Origin of the sequence: Epilithonimonas sp. JDS (genome assembly GCF_021261315.1) — a bacterium.
Classification (GTDB): Bacteria; Bacteroidota; Bacteroidia; order Flavobacteriales; family Weeksellaceae; genus Epilithonimonas.
This window is the reverse complement of sequence record NZ_JAJSAX010000001.1, coordinates 372,118-392,593: the sequence shown is the minus strand read 5'-3', so window position 1 is coordinate 392,593 and position 20,476 is coordinate 372,118. Positions and strand designations below refer to the sequence as shown.

The 20,476-nt window shown below is 34.5% G+C and carries 12 protein-coding genes; all 12 read left to right on the top strand.

All coding sequences use genetic code 11. The features are described 5' to 3' along the window. Window positions 1-261 precede the first annotated feature (261 nt). The 12 genes from LUD75_RS01930 (at window position 262) to LUD75_RS01875 (ending at window position 20,463) form a co-directional block, all read left to right on the top strand. Window positions 262-7,470, top strand: coding sequence for a fibronectin type III domain-containing protein (locus LUD75_RS01930; RefSeq protein ID WP_232704036.1), 7,209 nt, complete (start codon window positions 262-264; stop codon window positions 7,468-7,470). 106 nt (window positions 7,471-7,576) lie between these two features. Continuing rightward, complete coding sequence (locus LUD75_RS01925) at window positions 7,577-7,918, top strand: hypothetical protein (protein ID WP_232704035.1); 342 nt, start codon at window positions 7,577-7,579, stop codon at window positions 7,916-7,918. A 44-nt stretch (window positions 7,919-7,962) separates the two neighbouring features. After that, window positions 7,963-8,568 carry a sugar transferase gene (locus LUD75_RS01920; protein WP_232704034.1) on the top strand — a complete coding sequence of 202 codons (606 nt, stop codon included), beginning with the start codon at window positions 7,963-7,965 and terminating at the stop codon, window positions 8,566-8,568. Continuing rightward, window positions 8,561-9,175 carry an acetyltransferase gene (locus LUD75_RS01915; RefSeq protein ID WP_232704033.1) on the top strand — a complete coding sequence of 205 codons (615 nt, stop codon included), beginning with the start codon at window positions 8,561-8,563 and terminating at the stop codon, window positions 9,173-9,175. The genes LUD75_RS01920 and LUD75_RS01915 overlap by 8 nt, the downstream gene beginning before the upstream one ends. A 216-nt stretch (window positions 9,176-9,391) precedes the next feature. Continuing rightward, window positions 9,392-10,525 carry an aminotransferase class I/II-fold pyridoxal phosphate-dependent enzyme gene (locus tag LUD75_RS01910; RefSeq protein ID WP_232704032.1) on the top strand — a complete coding sequence of 378 codons (1,134 nt, stop codon included), beginning with the start codon at window positions 9,392-9,394 and terminating at the stop codon, window positions 10,523-10,525. A gap of 15 nt (window positions 10,526-10,540) precedes the next feature. Next, complete coding sequence (locus LUD75_RS01905; protein ID WP_232704031.1) at window positions 10,541-12,472, top strand: nucleoside-diphosphate sugar epimerase/dehydratase; 1,932 nt, start codon at window positions 10,541-10,543, stop codon at window positions 12,470-12,472. Between the two features lie 48 nt (window positions 12,473-12,520). Next, window positions 12,521-13,306 carry a polysaccharide biosynthesis/export family protein gene (locus tag LUD75_RS01900; protein WP_232704030.1) on the top strand — a complete coding sequence of 262 codons (786 nt, stop codon included), beginning with the start codon at window positions 12,521-12,523 and terminating at the stop codon, window positions 13,304-13,306. Window positions 13,307-13,421: 115 nt separating this feature from the next. Beyond that, window positions 13,422-15,779 carry a tyrosine-protein kinase gene (locus tag LUD75_RS01895; protein ID WP_232704029.1) on the top strand — a complete coding sequence of 786 codons (2,358 nt, stop codon included), beginning with the start codon at window positions 13,422-13,424 and terminating at the stop codon, window positions 15,777-15,779. A gap of 5 nt (window positions 15,780-15,784) precedes the next feature. Further along, window positions 15,785-17,236, top strand: a complete 1,452-nt coding sequence (locus LUD75_RS01890; RefSeq protein ID WP_232704028.1) for a flippase — start codon at window positions 15,785-15,787, stop codon at window positions 17,234-17,236. 426 nt (window positions 17,237-17,662) lie between these two features. Beyond that, the gene (locus tag LUD75_RS01885) at window positions 17,663-18,739 is read left to right on the top strand and encodes an EpsG family protein (RefSeq protein ID WP_232704027.1); all 1,077 of its coding nucleotides are present in this window, start codon (window positions 17,663-17,665) and stop codon (window positions 18,737-18,739) included. A gap of 82 nt (window positions 18,740-18,821) precedes the next feature. Then, window positions 18,822-19,673: a glycosyltransferase gene (locus LUD75_RS01880; protein WP_232704026.1), complete on the top strand. Its 852-nt coding sequence runs from the start codon at window positions 18,822-18,824 to the stop codon at window positions 19,671-19,673. A gap of 85 nt (window positions 19,674-19,758) precedes the next feature. After that, window positions 19,759-20,463, top strand: coding sequence for a glycosyltransferase family 2 protein (locus LUD75_RS01875; RefSeq protein WP_232704025.1), 705 nt, complete (start codon window positions 19,759-19,761; stop codon window positions 20,461-20,463). The last annotated feature ends 13 nt before the right edge of the window (window positions 20,464-20,476 follow it).

Genomic DNA, 20,476 nt, shown 5'->3' with positions numbered 1-20,476 from the left:
AATATATTAACAATTGTTAAGTCAATAAGGCAGGTATTTTACTATTTATTTGTTGATTTGTTTGATCTTTATAGGATTGCAGTTATACTATTCTTAATTTAAACATCGGTTTAGATTTTTTTGTGCTATATTCTAATTTTGTTATTAATATTTGTAAATAAATATTAATTTTATGAAAATAATTCAAAAATTATTATAATTTTGCAGGCTATTTATGATCTGACACAGATTGTACAAGTATTATATATAAACACTTAAGATATGATTAAAAATTTATTATCTTCCCAAACGAGGAATGCATTTTATTTTGCAAATTTCAAGTTTTTTGTTTTCCTTCTGGTTGCTTTCTCAACTTCTTTAGGATTAAATGGACAAGTTAGCCTATATAATTTCACTCAAAGTAGCGAAACGTATACACCTTTAAATCCTACCACAGCAACAACACTGGTAAGGAATACCGGTGTTGGAACTAGTGGTGCAGACGATGTAAATTATAGTGCTACCCTTCCCTTTAGCTTTACTTTGGGCACAACAACCCAAAGTGCGAGTACAACTGTATATGTGAACTCAAATGGTTTTTTATCTTTTGGAACTCCTACAGCAAGTGCTACAACTCCAATTTCTACTGCAACAGGGAATGCAGTAGTCGCTGCAATTGGAAGGGATTTGGTAAATAACAATTTTGCAGTTACTGCTTCAATTGCTTCTGGAAGTAACTCAATAACTGTTAGTAGTACTGCAACTGCAGCTGCATTGCAGGTAGGTGAGCCTTTGACAGGTACTGGTATTCCTGCAAATACTTATATTACAGCGATTTCTGGCACAACGATTACGTTAAGCGCAAATGCAACAGCAAGTAATGCAGCTGCATCTTTGACAGCGGGAGGTACTATAAGTTATTCGACAGTAGGATCGGACTTTGTGGTCCAATTTCAGAATTGGGCTGTTTATAATAATTATGGTATTAATAGTGGATTGAATTTTCAGATACGACTAACCCAAACAACAAATGTGGTTCGTGTTGTTTATGGAACTAATACAACTACATCAAGTAACACTACTTATCCTCAGGTGGGTTTGCGTGGTGCAACTAATTCTATTTTCAATAACAGGTCAGGATCTACTTGGGCAGGAACCGTTTCAGGATCGTCAAATACTGCTACAATTACTTTAAATTCTACTAGTGTTCCAGCCTCAGGATTAACATTTATATGGTCTCCACCAACTTGTTCAGGGGTTCCTACGGCACTTACATCTTCACTGTTAACAACTAATTCTGCCACTATAAGCTGGACTGCCCCAAGTACAGCGCCTGCAAGTGGTTACGAATATTATTACAGTACAAGTAGTACTACACCAACTTCTTCGCAAACGCCTAGTGGTTCAACTGCAGCGGGCGTTACAACAGCAGGGTTGTCGTCATTATTACCTGCAACGACTTATTACTATTGGGTTAGATCAAATTGTAACGGAACTGATAAAAGTGCGTGGAGCGCTTCCGGCACATTCACAACAGCTTGTTCTATTCCAAATGCACCAAGTAACGTCGTAATTTCCAACGTAACAGCTACAACACTGACGGTTGGCTTTACTGCTGCTTCACCAGTTCCTACTGGTTACATGGTTTTTCTTTCAACCACAACCACAGATATTCCTACATTGTCATCAGGAACTACTTATGTTACCGGCACAGATTACGTCATTGGTGGAAAAACATATAAATGTGTAGTTAGTAACGGAACGGTGACATCTTATGATTTGGTAGGCGGAACGCCAAATACACAGCATAACTATTTTGTGTTTTCACGAAGCAGTACCAATTCCTGTGCAGGTGCGCCTTGGTATTCGACGGGAGTTACAGGTTCTGCTACCACTTGTCTTGCAACCCCGACCTCCAGTGCAGGAACTGCAGTCACAAGTTCAGGATTCACGGCTAACTGGGCAGCGGTAACTGGTGCGACAGGCTATCTGTTGGATGTTTCTACTGTTTCTACGTTTGCTTCATTCGTATCGGGTTACAATGGTTTAGCTGTTACAGGAACATCACAAGCAGTAACGGGATTGAATCCCGCTACATCCTATTACTATAGAGTGAGAGCAACTGGCGCAACGTCTTGTACAAGTGTTAATAGTGCGACACAGACAGTTCTTACTTCTTGTAATGCAATTTCTTCTTTCCCTTGGACTGAGAATTTTGATAGTATGTCTACTATCGGTTCTGGAGTAGCCCCCACTTGTTGGAGTAATGTAACTGGTACAAAGGCGTGGGTTTCTGCAAATGCGGCTACGGATACATATAATGATCCGAGATCTACACCAAATTATATGTCTATTCAATATAGTAATAGTTTAGCAAGTCAATTATGGACTCCTGCATTTGCATTGTCAGCAGGAACTTCATATGATATTAGTTTTTATTATAACACTGGTACAGGAACGACAAATACTGGGTGGACAGGAAAATTGTTAGTTAACAATTCTCAAATTTTAACTGGTGCCACCGAATTAGCTACTTTTGTAAGTGCAACTCAAACTACATCAGGTTATGTAAAATATACTTATAGCTACACGCCTGCATCTGCTGCCAACTACACTTTTGCAGTAAGTGTAAGTTCTACAGGTACTCCGTGGAATTTAGGGGTGGATGATTTTAGGCTGGAACTTACACCAACCTGTCAAGTTCCAGTTGCACCGTTTTCATCTGCAATGGTTGCTGTAAACAATGCCAATATCAATTGGACAGCACCATCTGCTGCGCCTACAAACGGTTACGAATATTATCTTTCTACAACCAATACGGCTCCAACTGCTGGTTCTACAATTACAGGTTCAGTAGGTGCAGGAATTACAACTGCTAGCATAACTACTGGTTTGGTTGAGGGAAATACTTACTACTGGTGGGTGCGTTCTAACTGCAATGGTGTAGATAAAAGTACTTGGGCAAGTGGAGGAAGTTTCTACTATGGATATTGCAGACCGTCAAGTACCAATACGACAAATTATATCTCAAATTTTACGACTACTAAAGGCTACACTTCCAATATAAGCAATACTTCAACATATACTACAGGAGGTTATCAGGATAACTATGCTACCCAAAAAGTAGAGATGTATGCGGCAGGTACTGTGGATTTTTCATTTACTTCGACTGGCGGTAGTGCTGGAACAGCAATTTGGATAGACTGGAACAATAATTTGGTTTTCGAATCTTCGGAAAGAGTATATGGTTTAGCATCATATGTTACATCTGGTAGTGGTTCTATTACTGTCCCGGCAGGTACTGCAGTGGGAGACTATAGAATGAGAGTGAGAACTATGTACCTTTCCAATGGTAATGTTGTAGATCCTTGTAATTCATCAATAACTCGTTCTGAGGCTGAAGATTATAAATTTACAGTTGTCGCGACACCTGATTATACAGTATATACAGATGCTGTTTCGCCAAACAATACTGTAAACAACACAATTGATGTTTATTTAAAAGATTTTGATGGCGTCAATAATTTCTATACAGATGGTCAGACTAGTATCTGGATGTATGCCGGTGTCCAGGTAAGCCCTACATCACAATTTCAATATATTGGGACAACAGCTCAGGATGCAAACAATACGGCAACATTGGTAGAATTTACAAGACAGTCTACATCTCCAAATGTATATAAAGCTACTATTAAGTTTGCAGATTACTTCTGTATTCCGGCAGGTACTACGGTTCAGGGAATCAACTTAATATTTAGAAATCAATACAGTGCTTTAGGAAATGATAAAACTGCTGATCTATTCCTTGATTTGGGAGATGCAACGGTAGTGGTAAATGTACCGACGCTAACAGCTGCGGCATCCATTACTGATGCTTCCGCTACTATTAATTGGACTGCGCCAACATCTGGTGCGATCAAAGGTTATGATTATTACTATTCTAATTCGTCTACTGCACCAATTACATCTACTACACCATCAGGAACTACAGCAGCTGGTGTGACAACTGCTAATTTGACAGCTCTAAATCCATCAACACTATATTATGTATGGGTGAGAACAAAAGGTTGCGGAGCAGATGTAAGCGCATGGAGCACTGTTGGTACTTTTACAACAGCTCACATAGCTGCGGTTCTAGATTATGCGGATGGATTTGAAGGCGCAAATAACTGGACGCTTGTGAATGGAACACAGACAAATAAATGGTTTGTAGGAAATGCTGTCAATAATGGTGGAACCAAAAGTCTTTACATTTCAAGTACAGCGACAGGAACAAATAATAATTATATAAGTACAACATCCGTAGTGCAGGCGTATCGTGATATTGCAATTACGTCTGGAACTACATTAGTAGATATTAACTATGATTGGAGAGCAGTGGGAGAAAATATAGGTGCTACTTACTATGATTATTTCAAAGTATGGTTGGTACCTGCATCATTTACACCAGTAGCTGGAACTCAAATCACCGCTGGTGCAGGAAGAGTTCTTCTTAACGACAATATGAACCAGCAACCGACTTTTGCTACCAAGTTTAACACGAACGTAGATGTCAGTTCATTTGCTGGACAAACAATGCGATTGGTGTTTGAATGGAATAATGATAATTTTGATAATTACAATACTGCCGCAGCTATTGATAATGTTGAAGTGAAAAAATCCTGTGCAGTTTCTATCACCTCAGTTACCAATGGCTCAAATTGTGGTACTGGTTCTGTGAACTTAAGTGCGGTAGGATCTGCTGGAACTACCGAGTACCGTTGGTATTCGGCATCTACCGGAGGTACGCCGCTAGCGACAACACCTATAGGAAACTGGTCTACTCCAAGCATTTCTGAAACAACGACTTATTATGTTTCTGTCTTTAACGGTACTTGTGAATCTGGTCTGCGTTCTTCTGTGGTTGCTGCGATTTTGGTGGCGCCGGCAAATATTGTTCTTGAACCGACCATTGTTTCATCACCGGCGGGTGCAACCGATGTTGCTTGTGCTTTGGATTATGTTAAGCTGGATGTTACAGGAAATACGGCTGTTTCTTTAATAAAAGAAGGCTTTGAAACTGCAGTTTCAGATTATTTCTCGCTTAACGCAACTGGTAGTGGTTCATTTTACACCGAACCATATTTTACGGAAGGCACTCAAGCTATTAGTTTGGAAGGTGCAGGAGTGGTGGATAATGCTGCTGGAAACACGAGAATTGTTTTAACCAATTCTATAGACTTGTCTCAATACGCATCCGCACAATTGACGTTTGATCATATCTGTGCATCCGAAGCAGGTTTTGACTACGGGTATGTTGAATATTCAACCAATGGTGGGACAAACTGGACAACGTTTCCAACGTCTAGTTATGTAGGTACTGCTACATTGAAAAATGGTGTTGTTTCTTTCGATAAATCTAGTTATTCGCAATGGAATACTCAGTTCACAACAAGTACTTCTACTCCAGGTACCGCGCCTGCAAGCGCAATGTTTAGATCAGAAACGATTAATCTGGCTAGTTTTATGGGTAATACTAATTTTAAAATTAGATTCAGATTAGCCTACGATAATGTTGTGGATTATTACGGTTGGATCATCGATAATGTAAAAATTAATGTTACACCAAAAATTACATGGACGCCATCAACCGGTTTGTATACAGATGCAGCGCTCACGATTCCTTATGTAGCAGCTGCCAATGCAACTACTGTTTATGCTGCGCCGACCATCGCAACAAGTTATCAGTTAAAAGCGACAGTAGGAACTTGTGATAAAATTATAAATACAGCCTCTGTTGAAAGACTCAAAAAAGAATTCAGAGGACCTGGAACAGATTGGAATACAGCAGCAAACTGGTTCCCGGCTCAAGTTCCGGATAATGGAAAATGTGCAAGCATTCCTGCTACTCAAACTGTTGTTATTAACAGTAATGCAGAGGCAAAATCTTTGACAATCGCTGCTACTGGTAAAACAACTATCACTGCAGGTAACTCTTTGACGGTGACTGATGCGATTGATATCACAAACAATGCAACTAATGATAACCTTGTCTTGGAAAGTGATGCGAACCTTCTTCAGGTGAATTCAACAATTCCTAATACAGGAAAAATGCTGGCGAAACGTGATGTGAAAATGCGTAGACTGGATTATACTTACTGGAGCTCGCCTGTTAAAGATCAGCCTTTGCTGAACACTGCAAATGTAAATGCCGCAAACAGTACAGGTGGTTTCTCAGAAGGTTCACCAAATAACAGAATTTTCCAATACAATGAGTCAGATGATAGATTCTATGCAACTCCAGATGCTAAGTTTATAGATGCAAAAGGCTACGCAATACGTGGTAAATCTACATATGATCCTGCTGTACTAACTTCAGATACGAATCTAAAATTTGTAGGAACGCCAAATAACGGTAGCTATTCAATTAATATCAAGAAATCGCCTAACACAGGGACTGGTGGAATTGTAGAACACGGCTACAACCTGATAGGAAACCCTTATCCTTCTAATATGGATTTTGTGAAATTCTTCTTCTTAGGTAACAACAGTAATATTATTAATGCAAAAGCTTGGTTCTGGAGCAATGTAACACCTGTCGTGAAACAAGATGGATCGGCTTATGCTGGAAACAACTATGCTACTATTACACTTTTGGGTGGAACGCCTCCAACGACAACAGTAACGCCGTCTCCATCAACGGGTGCTTATATTCCTACAAAAAATATCAAAGTGGGGCAGGCATTCATCGTTCAGGCTAAGAATATTGGAACCAATCAAACTCTGACTTATGATAATACCATAAGAACTGGTGAAGCTGGTGTGTTCTATAATAATAAAGGAACCTCTGATGTGAACAGATATTGGGTAATGTTGACCACGCCTGATAATATCGTCAATACAATTCTTATCGGTCACGTAGATGGTGCAACCAATAATTACGATGCTAATTATGATGCAGATATTTTATCATTAGGAGATGATTCTTTCTATTCCAAATTGAATACTCAGAAGTTGCAGATCCAGGCAAGAAGCAATCCTCTGAACTTGGAAGATGTGATTCCATTGGGGAATAAATACTCTGTTACTGGCAATTACAAAATTAGCTTAGGAAGTAAAGAAGGTATATTTGATACCAATCAAAAAATCTATCTTTTTGATAAACTTAACAATTTGTACACAGATCTTACGTCTCAGGATTATATCTTTACAGCTAATAAAGGAACAGATGAAACGCGCTTCGAAATTGTTTATAAAAACAAAGAAGTTCTGGCATCAGATGATCTGAAAAAATCAGAGTTCTTGGTTTACAGAGATGGAGAATATTTCGTCGTCAAATCTTCTAAGATTTTGGGTAACGTAGAATTATACGATGCAAGTGGTAAGCTGATTGTCTCCAAAAGTACATCTCAGAAAGAGTTGCGTCTGGATGCAAGAACCATCGTTTCCGGTGTCTATATTATTAAAGCAGATAATGCAGGTAATATCAGAACCAAGAAAATTATCAAATAGTGTTAAAAAAAAGGATCGTTAATTTAATTTAATATAAGGATATAAAAAATTTATTAAATTTTTATATCTTTACCGCTTGAAAATTATGTTTAGTATTAAACTACCAATGAGAAAGTACTTCACCTTATTGTATGTAACCTTTAGTGTTATGTCTTTTGCTCAGTTTACAGATAATGTCTTTGAACAACAACAGTCAACTTCTGGTCAGCAACAGTCACCAAATATCAATTCTGCAACGCAGGCTGAGGCAAATCCGAACAGTTTTGCACCCGAGGGAGAAAGCCAGCCATCTGCAGCAGTTGGTGTTCCTGGACCTGGAGAGCATGAAGAAGGACCTGGTAACCCAGGTGAGCCAGTTCCAATCAATGACTATATTCCTTATCTCGTAATACTAGGTATATTTCTGATGATTTATTATCAAGCTAAAAACAAAAAGATTAATATTTAAATATCAAATCCGAAATTCTAGAATTTCGGATTTGTTTTGTCATTATGTACAGAAATATCATTAAACCCTTATTCGATTTTTTGCTCTCATTAGCTTTGATCTTAGTTCTCTCTCCGGTATTTATACTTCTAATCATACTGCTGTATTTTTTCAATCAGAAAAATGTCTTCTTTTTTCAGGAAAGACCGGGGAAAGATGAAAGAGTTTTCAGGATTGTAAAATTCAAAACGATGACAGATCAGAAGGATGAATCAGGTAATCTTTTGCCGGATGAATTCCGACTGACCAAAATGGGGAAGTTTGTTAGGAAGACTTCTTTGGATGAGCTGCCACAGCTGTTTAATGTTTTGAAAGGCGATATGAGTTTCATCGGACCAAGACCACTTTTGGTAAGTTATCTGGCTTTGTATAACTCAGAACAGAAAAGAAGACACATTATTAAACCGGGCATCACAGGCTGGGCGCAGGTCAATGGCAGAAATACCATCAGCTGGGAAAAGAAATTCGAATACGATGTTTGGTACGTGGATCATTTGACTTTTTTGCTGGATGTGAAGATTCTTTTGCTAACCGTGAAAAAAGTGATTAAATCTGAAGGTATCAACACCGCCGGACAGGCAACTACAGAAAGTTTTAAAGGAAATGAATAATAAGATTTATATAGCCGGAGCCGGAGGTCATGCGAAAGTTGTAATAGAGATAGCGGAATTATCAGGCTACGAAGTGGCTGGCGTTTATGATCAAAATGTTGAGGTTAAAGAGATTTTGAAATATCCGGTTTCTCATCACCTTTCTGATTTTCCTAAAAATGAAAAACTTTTTTTCGCCCTTGGAAGTAATCTCAGCAGAAAGAAAAATGCAGAAAACTCCCAAGCAGAATTTTTTAATCTGATCCATCCGAGAGCAATTGTTTCTAGAAATATAGAATTAGGCAAAGGGAATGCTGTAATGGGTGGTGTTGTAATCAATTCATCCTGCAAAATTGGTAATCACTGTATCATCAATACATCTGCGAGCATAGATCACGATTGTGAAATTAGTGACTATGTTCATATCTCTCCTCAGGCTGCTTTGGCGGGAAACATAAAAGTATCAGAAGGAGCCCAAATTGGTATCGGAGCCTGTATCAAGCAAAATATTACAATTGGAAAATGGTCTGTGGTAGGAGCCGGAGCTGTGGTTGTGAAGGATGTTCCGGATTATGCCGTCGTGGCTGGCAATCCTGCGAGAGTTATCAAGACTATAGAAAATCACTAATAATCTAGATTCAAAATAGATAATAGAAAAAACAGTTAAACAGAATTAGTTTATACATAATTAATTAACTTTGCAAAATCTTATAATATAACGGGTCATTTGTGATATTTAAATCAAAAAAATAAAATTGATTTTAAATATTAATTTAATGATAATGGGAGTTAATTATTGTAATAATGTTAAAATAATTGATATTCAGTAAATAATAATAAAATAATGGAGGCTAAAATATGGCTATCGTCACCACATATGGGCGGCGGAGAAATGAAATATATTCAAGAAGCATTTGATCACAACTGGGTAGCACCTTTAGGTAAAAATGTGGATGAATTCGAAATAGCAATAGAAGATTTCCTTCAAGAAAATAAATTTGCATCTGCACTCAGTTCGGGAACTGCAGCATTACATTTGGCTTTGATACAATTAGGTGTTGGCTACGGAGATGAAGTAATCTGCCAGTCTTTTACATTTTCTGCATCAGCAAATCCAATCAAATATCTTGGTGCAACACCTGTATTTGTAGACTCTGACAAAACTAACTGGAATATGTCTCCCGAGTTTTTGGAACTTGCAATCCAGGACAGAATCAAAAATCACAAAAAACCAAAAGCGGTAATTGTAGTTCATCTGTACGGCATGCCGGCATTGATGGACGAAATTCTGGAAGTTTGTAACAGATACGAGATTCCATTGGTAGAAGACAGTGCGGAGTCTTTGGGCTCAACATATAAAGGCAGAAAATGCGGTACATTCGGTGAGTTTGCATTATTGTCTTTCAATGGTAACAAAATTATTACCACGTCAGGTGGCGGCGCTTTGGTAACCAGTACAAAAGAGCAAAAAACCAAAACAATTTTTCTCTCAACCCAGGCCCGAGATCAGGCACCACATTATCAGCATTCCGAAGTGGGATACAATTACAGATTGAGTAATATCTGCGCCGGAATTGGAAGAGGTCAGATGGAAGTTTTGAATGACAGGATCAATCAGAGAAGAGCCAATCACGATTTCTACAAGGAATTATTTTCTGAGACAGAAGCTGTAGATGTTTTCTCGGAAGCCGATTCCGATTTTTACTCCAACCATTGGCTTACAAGCATTACCATCAACAAAGATTTGACTTCAAAAACAAATCATGATTTAATGAATGCTTTTGCCGAAAAAAATATAGAAACGCGGCCATTGTGGAAGCCAATGCACCTTCAGCCAGTTTTCAAAGATTGTCCGTACTACGGGGAAAATGTGGCAGAAGAATTATTCAACCAGGGCTTGTGTCTGCCCTCTGGTTCCAACCTAACCAATGATGATAAAAAAAGAATTTATGAAGTAATTAGTAATTTTCAATTTTAAAATAGCCACCAAAAAATGGAGAAGCTTAAAAATCCAAAGCGATTTTCACTGAATGATAATGTATTGGATCTTGCAGACCTCAAATTCTTGCCAAGATGGGTTATATTATTTATTGATTTATTAATCATAGCAACATCTCTTTTTGTATCACATATGCTGATACTAGGTTTGGAAGTGAATCATTATAAGGTATTCCCGTTGCCTTACGTTTTTCTTTTTATTTTAACGATCAATGTTTTGTATATGTATATATTCAAAACCTATTTGGGCGTTATCCGACATTCCACTTTTGTTGATCTTTTCAAGATTTTTTTAGCGAATCTTTGTGGTGTTTTAACGATCATTATTATTAATTATTCTTACTTTCTGAGTTCTAATGAAAAAGTAGTACTTATACCGTTTCTGGGTTTATATTTTGCTATTTCGTGTTTGTTTTTGTTCGTATTCAGGCTGTGTGTCAAAGGTTTTTTTAATATAATAAAAGAGAATAAAAGAAGTGGCAGCCGGAAAAAAATCTTTATTCTTGGAGATGATGACACCTCGGTTGCTATTGCTCAGGTTATCCTGTCTAATCCCAACTTACCTTTTGATATCCGCGGTTTTATATCTTACAACAACAAAAAAGTAAGTATCAAACTATTAGACAGACCTATTATTACCAAAGCCAAATTCATCAATAATCTCGAAAACGGAATCGAAGAAGTAAGTGGCGTTTTGGTTATTAAAGAGGCTTTGCAAAAAGAAGAACTGGATTTTTGGGTTAATCTTTTCCTTGAGAACAATCTGAAGATCTACAAAGCTCCAAATATGCAAAAACTGCGGAGCAAAGAGATTATCAATCAAATCAAAACAATTCAGATTGAGGATCTTCTCAACAGAAGACAGATCAAACTTGATAATGTTGAAGTAAGAAAAAGACATTTCCAGAAAACAATTTTAGTGACTGGCGGCGCTGGTTCTATCGGTAGAGAGATTGTAAGACAGGTTGCGCTTCTGGAGCCAATGCAGATTATCGTTCTGGATCAGTCTGAGACGCCACTTTACGATACAGAGCTGGAAATGAAGGAAACTTATCCTCATATCAATTTCAAATTTGTTCTGGCAGATATTTCAAATCTCAACCGTTTGGAGCCTATCTTTAGAAAGTATAATTTTTCTATGGTCTACCACGCTGCCGCTTACAAACACGTACCACTCGTGGAAGAAAATCCGCACGAAGCAGTACTTGTAAATGTGATGGGGACGAAGAATCTGGCTCTTTTGGCAAGCAAATATGAAGTCAATAGATTTGTAATGGTTTCTACTGATAAAGCAGTGAATCCAACAAATGTGATGGGTGCATCCAAAAGGGTGGCCGAGCTATTTGTACAATCTCTACAAAATCTTGAAGGTAATAAAACCAAATTTATAACAACCCGTTTCGGAAACGTTTTAGGTTCTAACGGTTCTGTAATTCCACACTTCAGAAAACAGATTGAAAAAGGTGGGCCTGTTACCATTACGCATCCCGATATTGTAAGATATTTCATGACCATCGCAGAAGCGTGTGAATTGGTACTAAATGCCGGAACAATGGGCGGTGGAGGAGAGATCTATGTCTTCGACATGGGAGAGCCTGTGAAAATCATCGATTTGGCGAAGAGAATGATCAAATTATCAGGTTTTGAGCCGGATATTGATATCAAAATTATCTATACAGGTCTAAGGCCGGGAGAAAAACTTTACGAAGAATTATTGAGTGATAACGCCCGTACGCTTCCAACTTCTCACGAGAAGATTATGATCTCCAAAGACCCGTCTATGCAGTTTGGAGAGATAGATGAATTAACCGAACTCGTTATCGATTTTTCCAGAAAAGAAGAGAAGCAGGAAATAGTAAGAGTACTAAAATCCATAGTAAAAGAATTTAAAAGCAATAATTCCATATATGAATCGTTAGATAAATAAGTTTGTTTATATTTGCAAACTTCTAATGAAAACTATCTTTGAACTCTTATGAAGAATTATTTACTATCTGTTTGTCTTCCGATTTTGCTTGTTGTATCGTCTTGTAAAACAAACCAAGAAATAGATTACCTGAAAAATATTGAAAATGTAGCAATTGAAGCTTCTCAAAGACAATATTCTTCTACCATTCAGCCGGCTGATCAACTATCTATTACTGTTCTTGCTAAAGATAATGAGGTTGCAAAACCATTCAATCAGAATTACTATTCTACAGATATGTCTCAGTTTTCAACAATGCCGACGCGTAATGCATCGGTGGAGCCAACTTATTTGGTTGATAGTAATGGTAATATAGATTTTCCGATTTTAGGCACTTTGAGCACTAAGGATAAAACCTTAGAAAATTTCAAAGCAGAATTGAAAGATAAACTTGCAAAATATATTAAAAATCCAGGGGTTAATATCCGTACTCTTAATTATAAAGTCACTGTACTTGGCGAGATTAATAGACCTGGAACAATTCCAATCCCAGAGGGGCAACCAACAACAATACTTAATGTAATAGGAATGGCTGGAGATCTTACTATATATGGACAACGTAAAAATATCCTGTTAGTAAGAAATGTAGATGGTGTGACTACCAAGCATTATGTAGATTTAACTAATGCAGAATTATTTAATTCTCCAGAATATTACGTAAGACAAAATGATGTCATTTACGTATCTCCAAATAAAGCAAGAAAAAGTGCAGCATCCTATGGTCCTCAGACAGGGATTTGGATTTCCGTTGCATCTGTTCTCATCGGTGTTCTGGCTCTAATATTCAGAAATTAATTTCACTATATCAAAATAGTGAAGTTAAAATTAAGCAATTAAACATTTTAAAAATTAAATAAAAACTTTGACTGCCGTATTTTTTATTGCAGTCATAATCATAAATAATACTTAGATGGACGTTAAGAATAAAGAAGAAGAAATCAATTTAAGAGAACTTATTAAACCATATACAAAAAAATGGCATTGGTTTTTATTAGGAATTGTTGCCGCATTGATTTTGGCTGTTACTTATATAATGATAAGCGCTCCGGTCTATAAAGTACAATCATCTGTTCTTATCAAAGAAGCGAAAAAAATGTCGAGTGCTTCTGGTGATTTTGATGTATTGTCGGGATTGGGAGGATTTGCCGGAATGGGTACAAACAGTATCGAAAATGAATTGGAAATTTTCAAATCAAAAAAAATTGTAGAAGATGTCGTCAAGACATTAAAAATTCAAACATCTATTTATTCCAGAGAGAAATTTTATGACGTAGAATTATATAAGGACACAAATCCATTTATTGTACATATTGTTACCGAAAAACCATTTACTGAATTACCTGAGAAACCGATAAATATAAAAATTGATGGAGATAAAATTACCTTGTCTTCAGATGAATTTAAAAAAGATCTAATAACTACATTTAATAAGACCATAAGTCTTCCTTATGCCAATATCTTAATTACCAAGAATTCAAAATTCAATCGTGAAAAGGTGAAAAAGTTGAATCTTGATGATTTTTACTTTACCTATTCAGATTTTGATGGCTATGTAAATGATCTTCAAGAATCTCTTGAAGTAGATCTTTTAGATAAAGATGCAACAGTGATTGGGCTTACCTTGGCAGACCAGAATACAGATAAATCTAAAGATATTTTAAATAAGCTAACAGATATTTATAATGAGTATGCTATTACAGATAAAAATTCAGAATCCAAGAAAACAAAGGATTTTATTGATGATAGAATTATTATAATATCAAATGAATTAGGTTCTGTAGAGACGGAAAAAGAACGCTTCAAGCTTGATAATAACTTGACGGATATAGGTGCAGAAGCAAAAATTAACTTGCAAATCTCCAATGAAACCCGCCGAAAAGCAATAGAATTTGATACGCAGATAGAGCTTACAAAAATAATGTTGGGCTACATCAATTCACAGACTAATAATTACCAAGTTCTACCCACCAATATAGGATTGGATAATCCTGCCGCAACGTCCAATATCTCTGCTTATAACAAATTGGTAATAGACAGAAGCCGATTGCTGGAAAATGCAACACCTGAAAATCCATTGGTTATTGAAAACACGAAAGACCTTAATTCTGTTAGAAATGCACTCCGTGAAAGTCTTAATCGTAATTTAATTGGTATGCAGGCTGGTAGAAGCCAATCTGAAAGTGAAAATTATTACAGTAAAAATCAAATCGAAAAAGTACCAAAGCAAGAAAGATTATTTCGAAGTATAGAAAGGCAACAACAAATTAAAGAAAACCTATACCTGCTTTTGTTACAAAAGAGAGAGGAAGCTGCGATTACAATGGCAATTACTGGTGATAAAGCTAGAGTTGTAGATTATGCTTATGCTGCAGAAAAACCAGTTTCACCAAAGAAATTGTTTATTCTACTGGGCGCAATGATATTAGGATCTTTGATACCTTTTGGTTATATATATTTAAAAGAGCTGCTCAATAATAAATTAATTGATAGAAATGATTTAGAGAAACTAACATCATCATCTGTACTAGCAGAAATCCCAAGAATTTCCAGCAAAGACCAACATCTTATCCAGCATAATGATGTGAGTCCTTTAGCAGAATCATTTAGAATTTTGGTAACGAATATAAAATTTATGCTACCAAGGAAAGATTCTGCAAAAATCATTTTTGTGACTTCGACTATTAAGGGAGAAGGTAAAACTTTTATTTCGGTTAATCTGTCTTTAGCTTTGGCTAATTCTAAAAACAAAGTTCTAGTAATAGGTTCTGATATTCGAAATCCGCAGCTGCAAAGATATAATCCTTCTATGAAGGGCTCAAAGGGCTTGGCAGAATATCTGTATGGAGATGCAAATGATACAAAATCAATAATTCATCCAAGTGGCTTTAATCCAAATTGTGATTTTATTTATTCAGGAAATATTCCGCCGAATCCGGCAGAACTTTTGCAAAATGGCCGTTATTATGAACTTATAGAGTCATTAAAAGATGATTATAATTACATCATATTAGATACAGCACCATTGATGCTAGTAACAGATTCTTTCCTTTTTGCTGATGTTGCAGATGCTACCATATATGTTACAAGATCTGAGATTACGGAAAAAGCATTTATAGAATTTGCCAACAAAAATATCGAAACCAAAAAAATTGTAAATGCTGCATTTGTCTTAAATGATATTCATAAGACCAATTTTGGATATGGTAACAAATATGGATATGGTTATCAGGCAGAAGAAAAAAAATGGTGGAATAAATTTTTCGGATAAAAATTTTGAAAACAAAAAGTATAAAAAAAAATTATATACTGAATAGCTTCAGGGTTATTTCCGGTGCAGCTGTCGGTCTTATTACGATGCCTTATATCAATAGGGTTTTAGGAGCGGAATATATCGGGAAGGTAGAATATGTGAATACTATTATCAATTATTTTCTGCTTTTTACCGCTCTAGGAATTCCGATGTATGGGATTAGAGAGATTGCTAAAGTGAGAGAACAACCAGCTCAAAAAGCAAGGACATTAGCAGAATTGCTCGTATTACTAGGCGTTACATCTTTAGCAGGTTATATTTTATTATTTGGAGTGCTTTATCAAATGGATTATTTTTCCAATTATAAAAGTATCCTTCTTATTATGAGTGCGATGATTTTTCTAACTAATATTGGTGCAGAATGGTACTTCCAAGGGGTAGAAGACCAGTTATATATTACAATTAGGTATGTTGGTGTCCGTGTTCTGATGGTTGTTCTGATGTTTCTTTTTATAAAATCACCGGATAATTATCACTTTTATGCCTTTTGTATTGTTCTTACTACATGTGGGGCTAATATTCTTAATTTCTTTGTGATTTCTAAAATTCTTTATAAAGAAAAGAATGTATTGCGGAATTTGAATGTAAAAAAACACATTAAACCAGCTTTGACAATATTTATCGCCACAATTTCAGTAAGTATTTATTTGAATTTGGATAATCTGCTCATAGGAACTATTGCCGGTGATAAGTACGTTGGATATTATTCTGTAGCCAATAAAATGATAAGATTTGTGATTAGTTTTATAACAGTAATAGGAGCGGTAATGCTTCCAAGACTGTCCTTTTTGTTTCAGGAAGACAAGGAGCAGTATTTCAAATATCTTCACAAGAGCTTTACATTTCTGCTGCTTACATCTTTACCTTTTACTGTTTATTTTCTTGTTTTTGCAAAGCCGATAATTAATCTTATAGCAGGGTCGGAATTTGACGAGTCTATTATTACAATGAAACTTATATCGCCTTTATGTTTGATTGTGAGCATGGCATATTTTATGGGATTTTTGATATTGTATCCTCAAAATAAAGAAAAGGTATACACCTATGCCACACTAATATCGGCAGCCTTTAGTGTCTGTGTCAATTTTTTTGCGGTTAAATATTATCAGCATAACGGAGCGGCGGTTGTAGGTGTGTTATCAGAACTTCTAGCGATTGTCATCATGTTCTTTTTTTTGAAGAGAACATCAAATTTGCCTGATATTTTTGATAAAAATTTTGGTAAAATTATTGTCGCTTCAGTTATAATGTTGCTGGTTTCATTGATAGGGATAAAACTTTTCCCAGAAAACATATTCTATTTTGTACTGATGAGTTTGATTTCATGGTTGGTTTATGGAGCGTTGCTTTATATTTTGAAAGAAAACGAAGTGAAGGAAATAATTAATAAAATAAAAAATGCTATAATTAGATAATGGTTTTTTATTTACGTTATTGCTTTCTCTTATTGGTCATACAAAGTAGAAAAGACTTATAAAACGTTTATACTGATAGTCATATTTTAAAAATGAAAATCTTTTTAAAATGCTTTTTTGGTATTAAATATTGACTGGTGAAAAAATTTATAAAAAAGAACATATTGTAAATATATAGTTAGAAAAAATAAATAAGTTAGGGAATATTAATATTAAGTTATTTTAATTTGTTGAAACTTTCTTCCGATTGGGATTTTTTTTTAAAAAAATTAAAAAAAAATAATGAAATATAATTTCATCTTTAACCAATTGAGTGTAAAAAAATGATTTTTATTTTCTTCTTTATCGTACGTCTAAAACCCTGTCAAATTTATAAATTTATTTTTACTAAATATTAAAAACTGTAAAAGTTAGCAGTAAAATTATATGATATATTATATACTTTTTTTAACCACTTCTTTATTAGCTCTTTTAGGTAATTATCAACTAAAAAAGGTAATTATTGTAATATTAATAATTGTACTCACTTTATTTGCTGGGACAAGACTTTATATAGATAAGGATTTTCCAATGTATAGAAACTTTTTCAGATTTAGTGATGTGTCATATGCAAAGTTTGCAGCTAATAACATGGTAGAACCCTGTATATATGTAATTCCTAATTTTTTTAAATTATTTTTTGATAGTAGAACACAAATTATTAATAGTAGTTTTATGTGTTTTGCTTTTTTAGGTGTGACAACGAAATTGTACGCTATATATAAATATTCAAACAATATATTCCTAAGCTTTATAATATATTTTTCTTTTCTTTTTTTGATGATGGAAATGACCACCATTAGAGCAGGGGTTGCCGGTGGTATTTTCTTGCTTAGTCTTCCATTTATGATTAATGGTCTCTATAAAAAGAGTATAGTTTTAATGGCTATTGCATTATTTTTTCATACTTCCAGTATACTTTTTTTTATGATATTAATTTTGATTAGACAAAAAATTAATATAAAATATTATTATTATGCCCTATTAGGATCTTTTGTAATTATAATAGCCAAAATAAATATTTTGAAATTGTTATTTCTGGATAGAATCTTCCCTAAAATAAAATTATATTTAGAATTTTTAGAGAATAATTCTGTTGATGAAGAAGTGAATTTGTTTGGTTTTAGAGTTTTATTAGCTACGTTTATGGCTATAATTCTAGGGATTAATTATAATAAATTGAAAAATATTAAAGGATTTGAAGTCTTATATAGGATACATTTGTTTTCATTAGTATTATATTTCTCTTTTAGTGTTACTGCGGCTGTTTTTTCAATAAGAAGCTTTGAATTGCTATCCGTTGTTCAAATTCTATTATTTCCAATGCTGTTATACGCATTTCCCTATAAGTTTAAATATCTTGCGTGGATTATGTTATTAATTTTGTATAGTGCACAAATATTTATTATGGTTGATATTTCTGAATTATATGAACCATATAAATCTTGGCTTTTTTCAAATTAATTTAAGTTATCGAGCGAATTATTTTTTATTATTTGAAAAAGCATGTTTTTTTACACTAATAGTTAAATTATAAAATATTAAAATGAAGCTTATAGGAGTTGTTGTTACTTATTTTCCAGAATTAGAGATGCTAAAAAAAAATATCTCATCCTATATCAGTGACTTAGATCATCTTATAATCTGGGAAAATACACCCAGCGGAGAAAGAAATTATAGTTGCGAAGAAATAAAAAAAATAAGTGGCAAGATTACCTTTGCTGGAGTAGGTGAGAATGTTGGAATAGGAAAAGCCTTGAATTTTGGAGTAAATTGCTTGCTATCCAATGATTTTGATTTTTTAATAACATTTGATCAGGATAGTTACTTCGCACCGGGAATGCTGGAAAGATATAAAGAAAAAATTTCAAAAAATGAAAATCCTAACATTGGTATTTTTGGAGTCAATTATACAGCTCGGGAAAAACTAGCCTATAAAAATGATAACGAAAATACCATTATGTTGGTAAAAGAATGTATTACTTCTGGATCGGCTTTTCCAAGATCAACCTTTGAAAAAGGTTTATTGTTTGATGAAGAACTATTTATAGACGCTGTAGATTTCGATTTTTGTTATAAGGCAAATAAAAAATATGCTCTGCAAACAGTAATACTTACAGATATAATTCTGAATCATAAAATAGGATATTCTGAAAACACTCTCAAAGGCAGAATCTCTGATAACTATTCTGCATTCCGTACTTTTTATTTGATAAAAAATCAAATCTATATCTGGAGAAGATATCCGCATTTATATCCAATAAGGAAAAAAAAACATTTGATAGTAAAATACATTGGATTAAGATATATATCGGTTTTACTCTTTGAAGAAGATAAATTTGCAAAATTAAAATCCATATCAAAAGGAATACTTTTTGGCATTTCAAAAAAAATATAGATTAATTTTGTAATTTTTTGAAGTAAGATTTTATAAACGATTATCGCACAATTAATAACTATTGAATATGAAAAAAAGCGTTTGTATGGCAACATACAATGGAGAAAAATATATTGAAGAACAATTACAATCTATACTTGTACAACTAAGTGATAATGATGAAATCGTGATTTCTGATGACCACTCAACCGATAAGACCATAGAGGTAATAAAAAACATCAATGATTATAGAATAAAAATATTCTTAAACCAAGGACAAAAGGGATTTACATCTAATTTTGAAAATGCACTGCGACATGCAGAAGGAGATATTATATTTCTTTCGGATCAAGATGATGTCTGGTTACCAAATAAAGTAAAAACGATAACGGCATATTTACAAGACTATGATCTGGTGGTTTCTGACTCTAAAGTAACAGATGAATTTTTAAATGTTACAAATGAATCTTTTTTTAGTATCTTTAATTCTGGATCGGGCATTTTCAAAAATCTGGGATATAACACCTATTACGGATATTCTATGGCTTTGCGAAGAAAAGTCCTAGAAAAAGCATTGCCATTTCCGAAAAATAGGGAAGTGGCATTTGATATTTGGTTGGGTTTTGTGGGAGAAATTGTTGGTAAAGTAAAATTTATTAACCAACCCCTTGTATTATACAGAAGAAATGATAATACAGTAACAACAATTAAAAAAAGTAATAGACCTTTATTGGGCAAGTTGTATAAAAGATTAGTTATTTTTAATAATATTGCATTATATTATTTCAAACATAAATTGAAAATTATTTGATACAATAATAGAA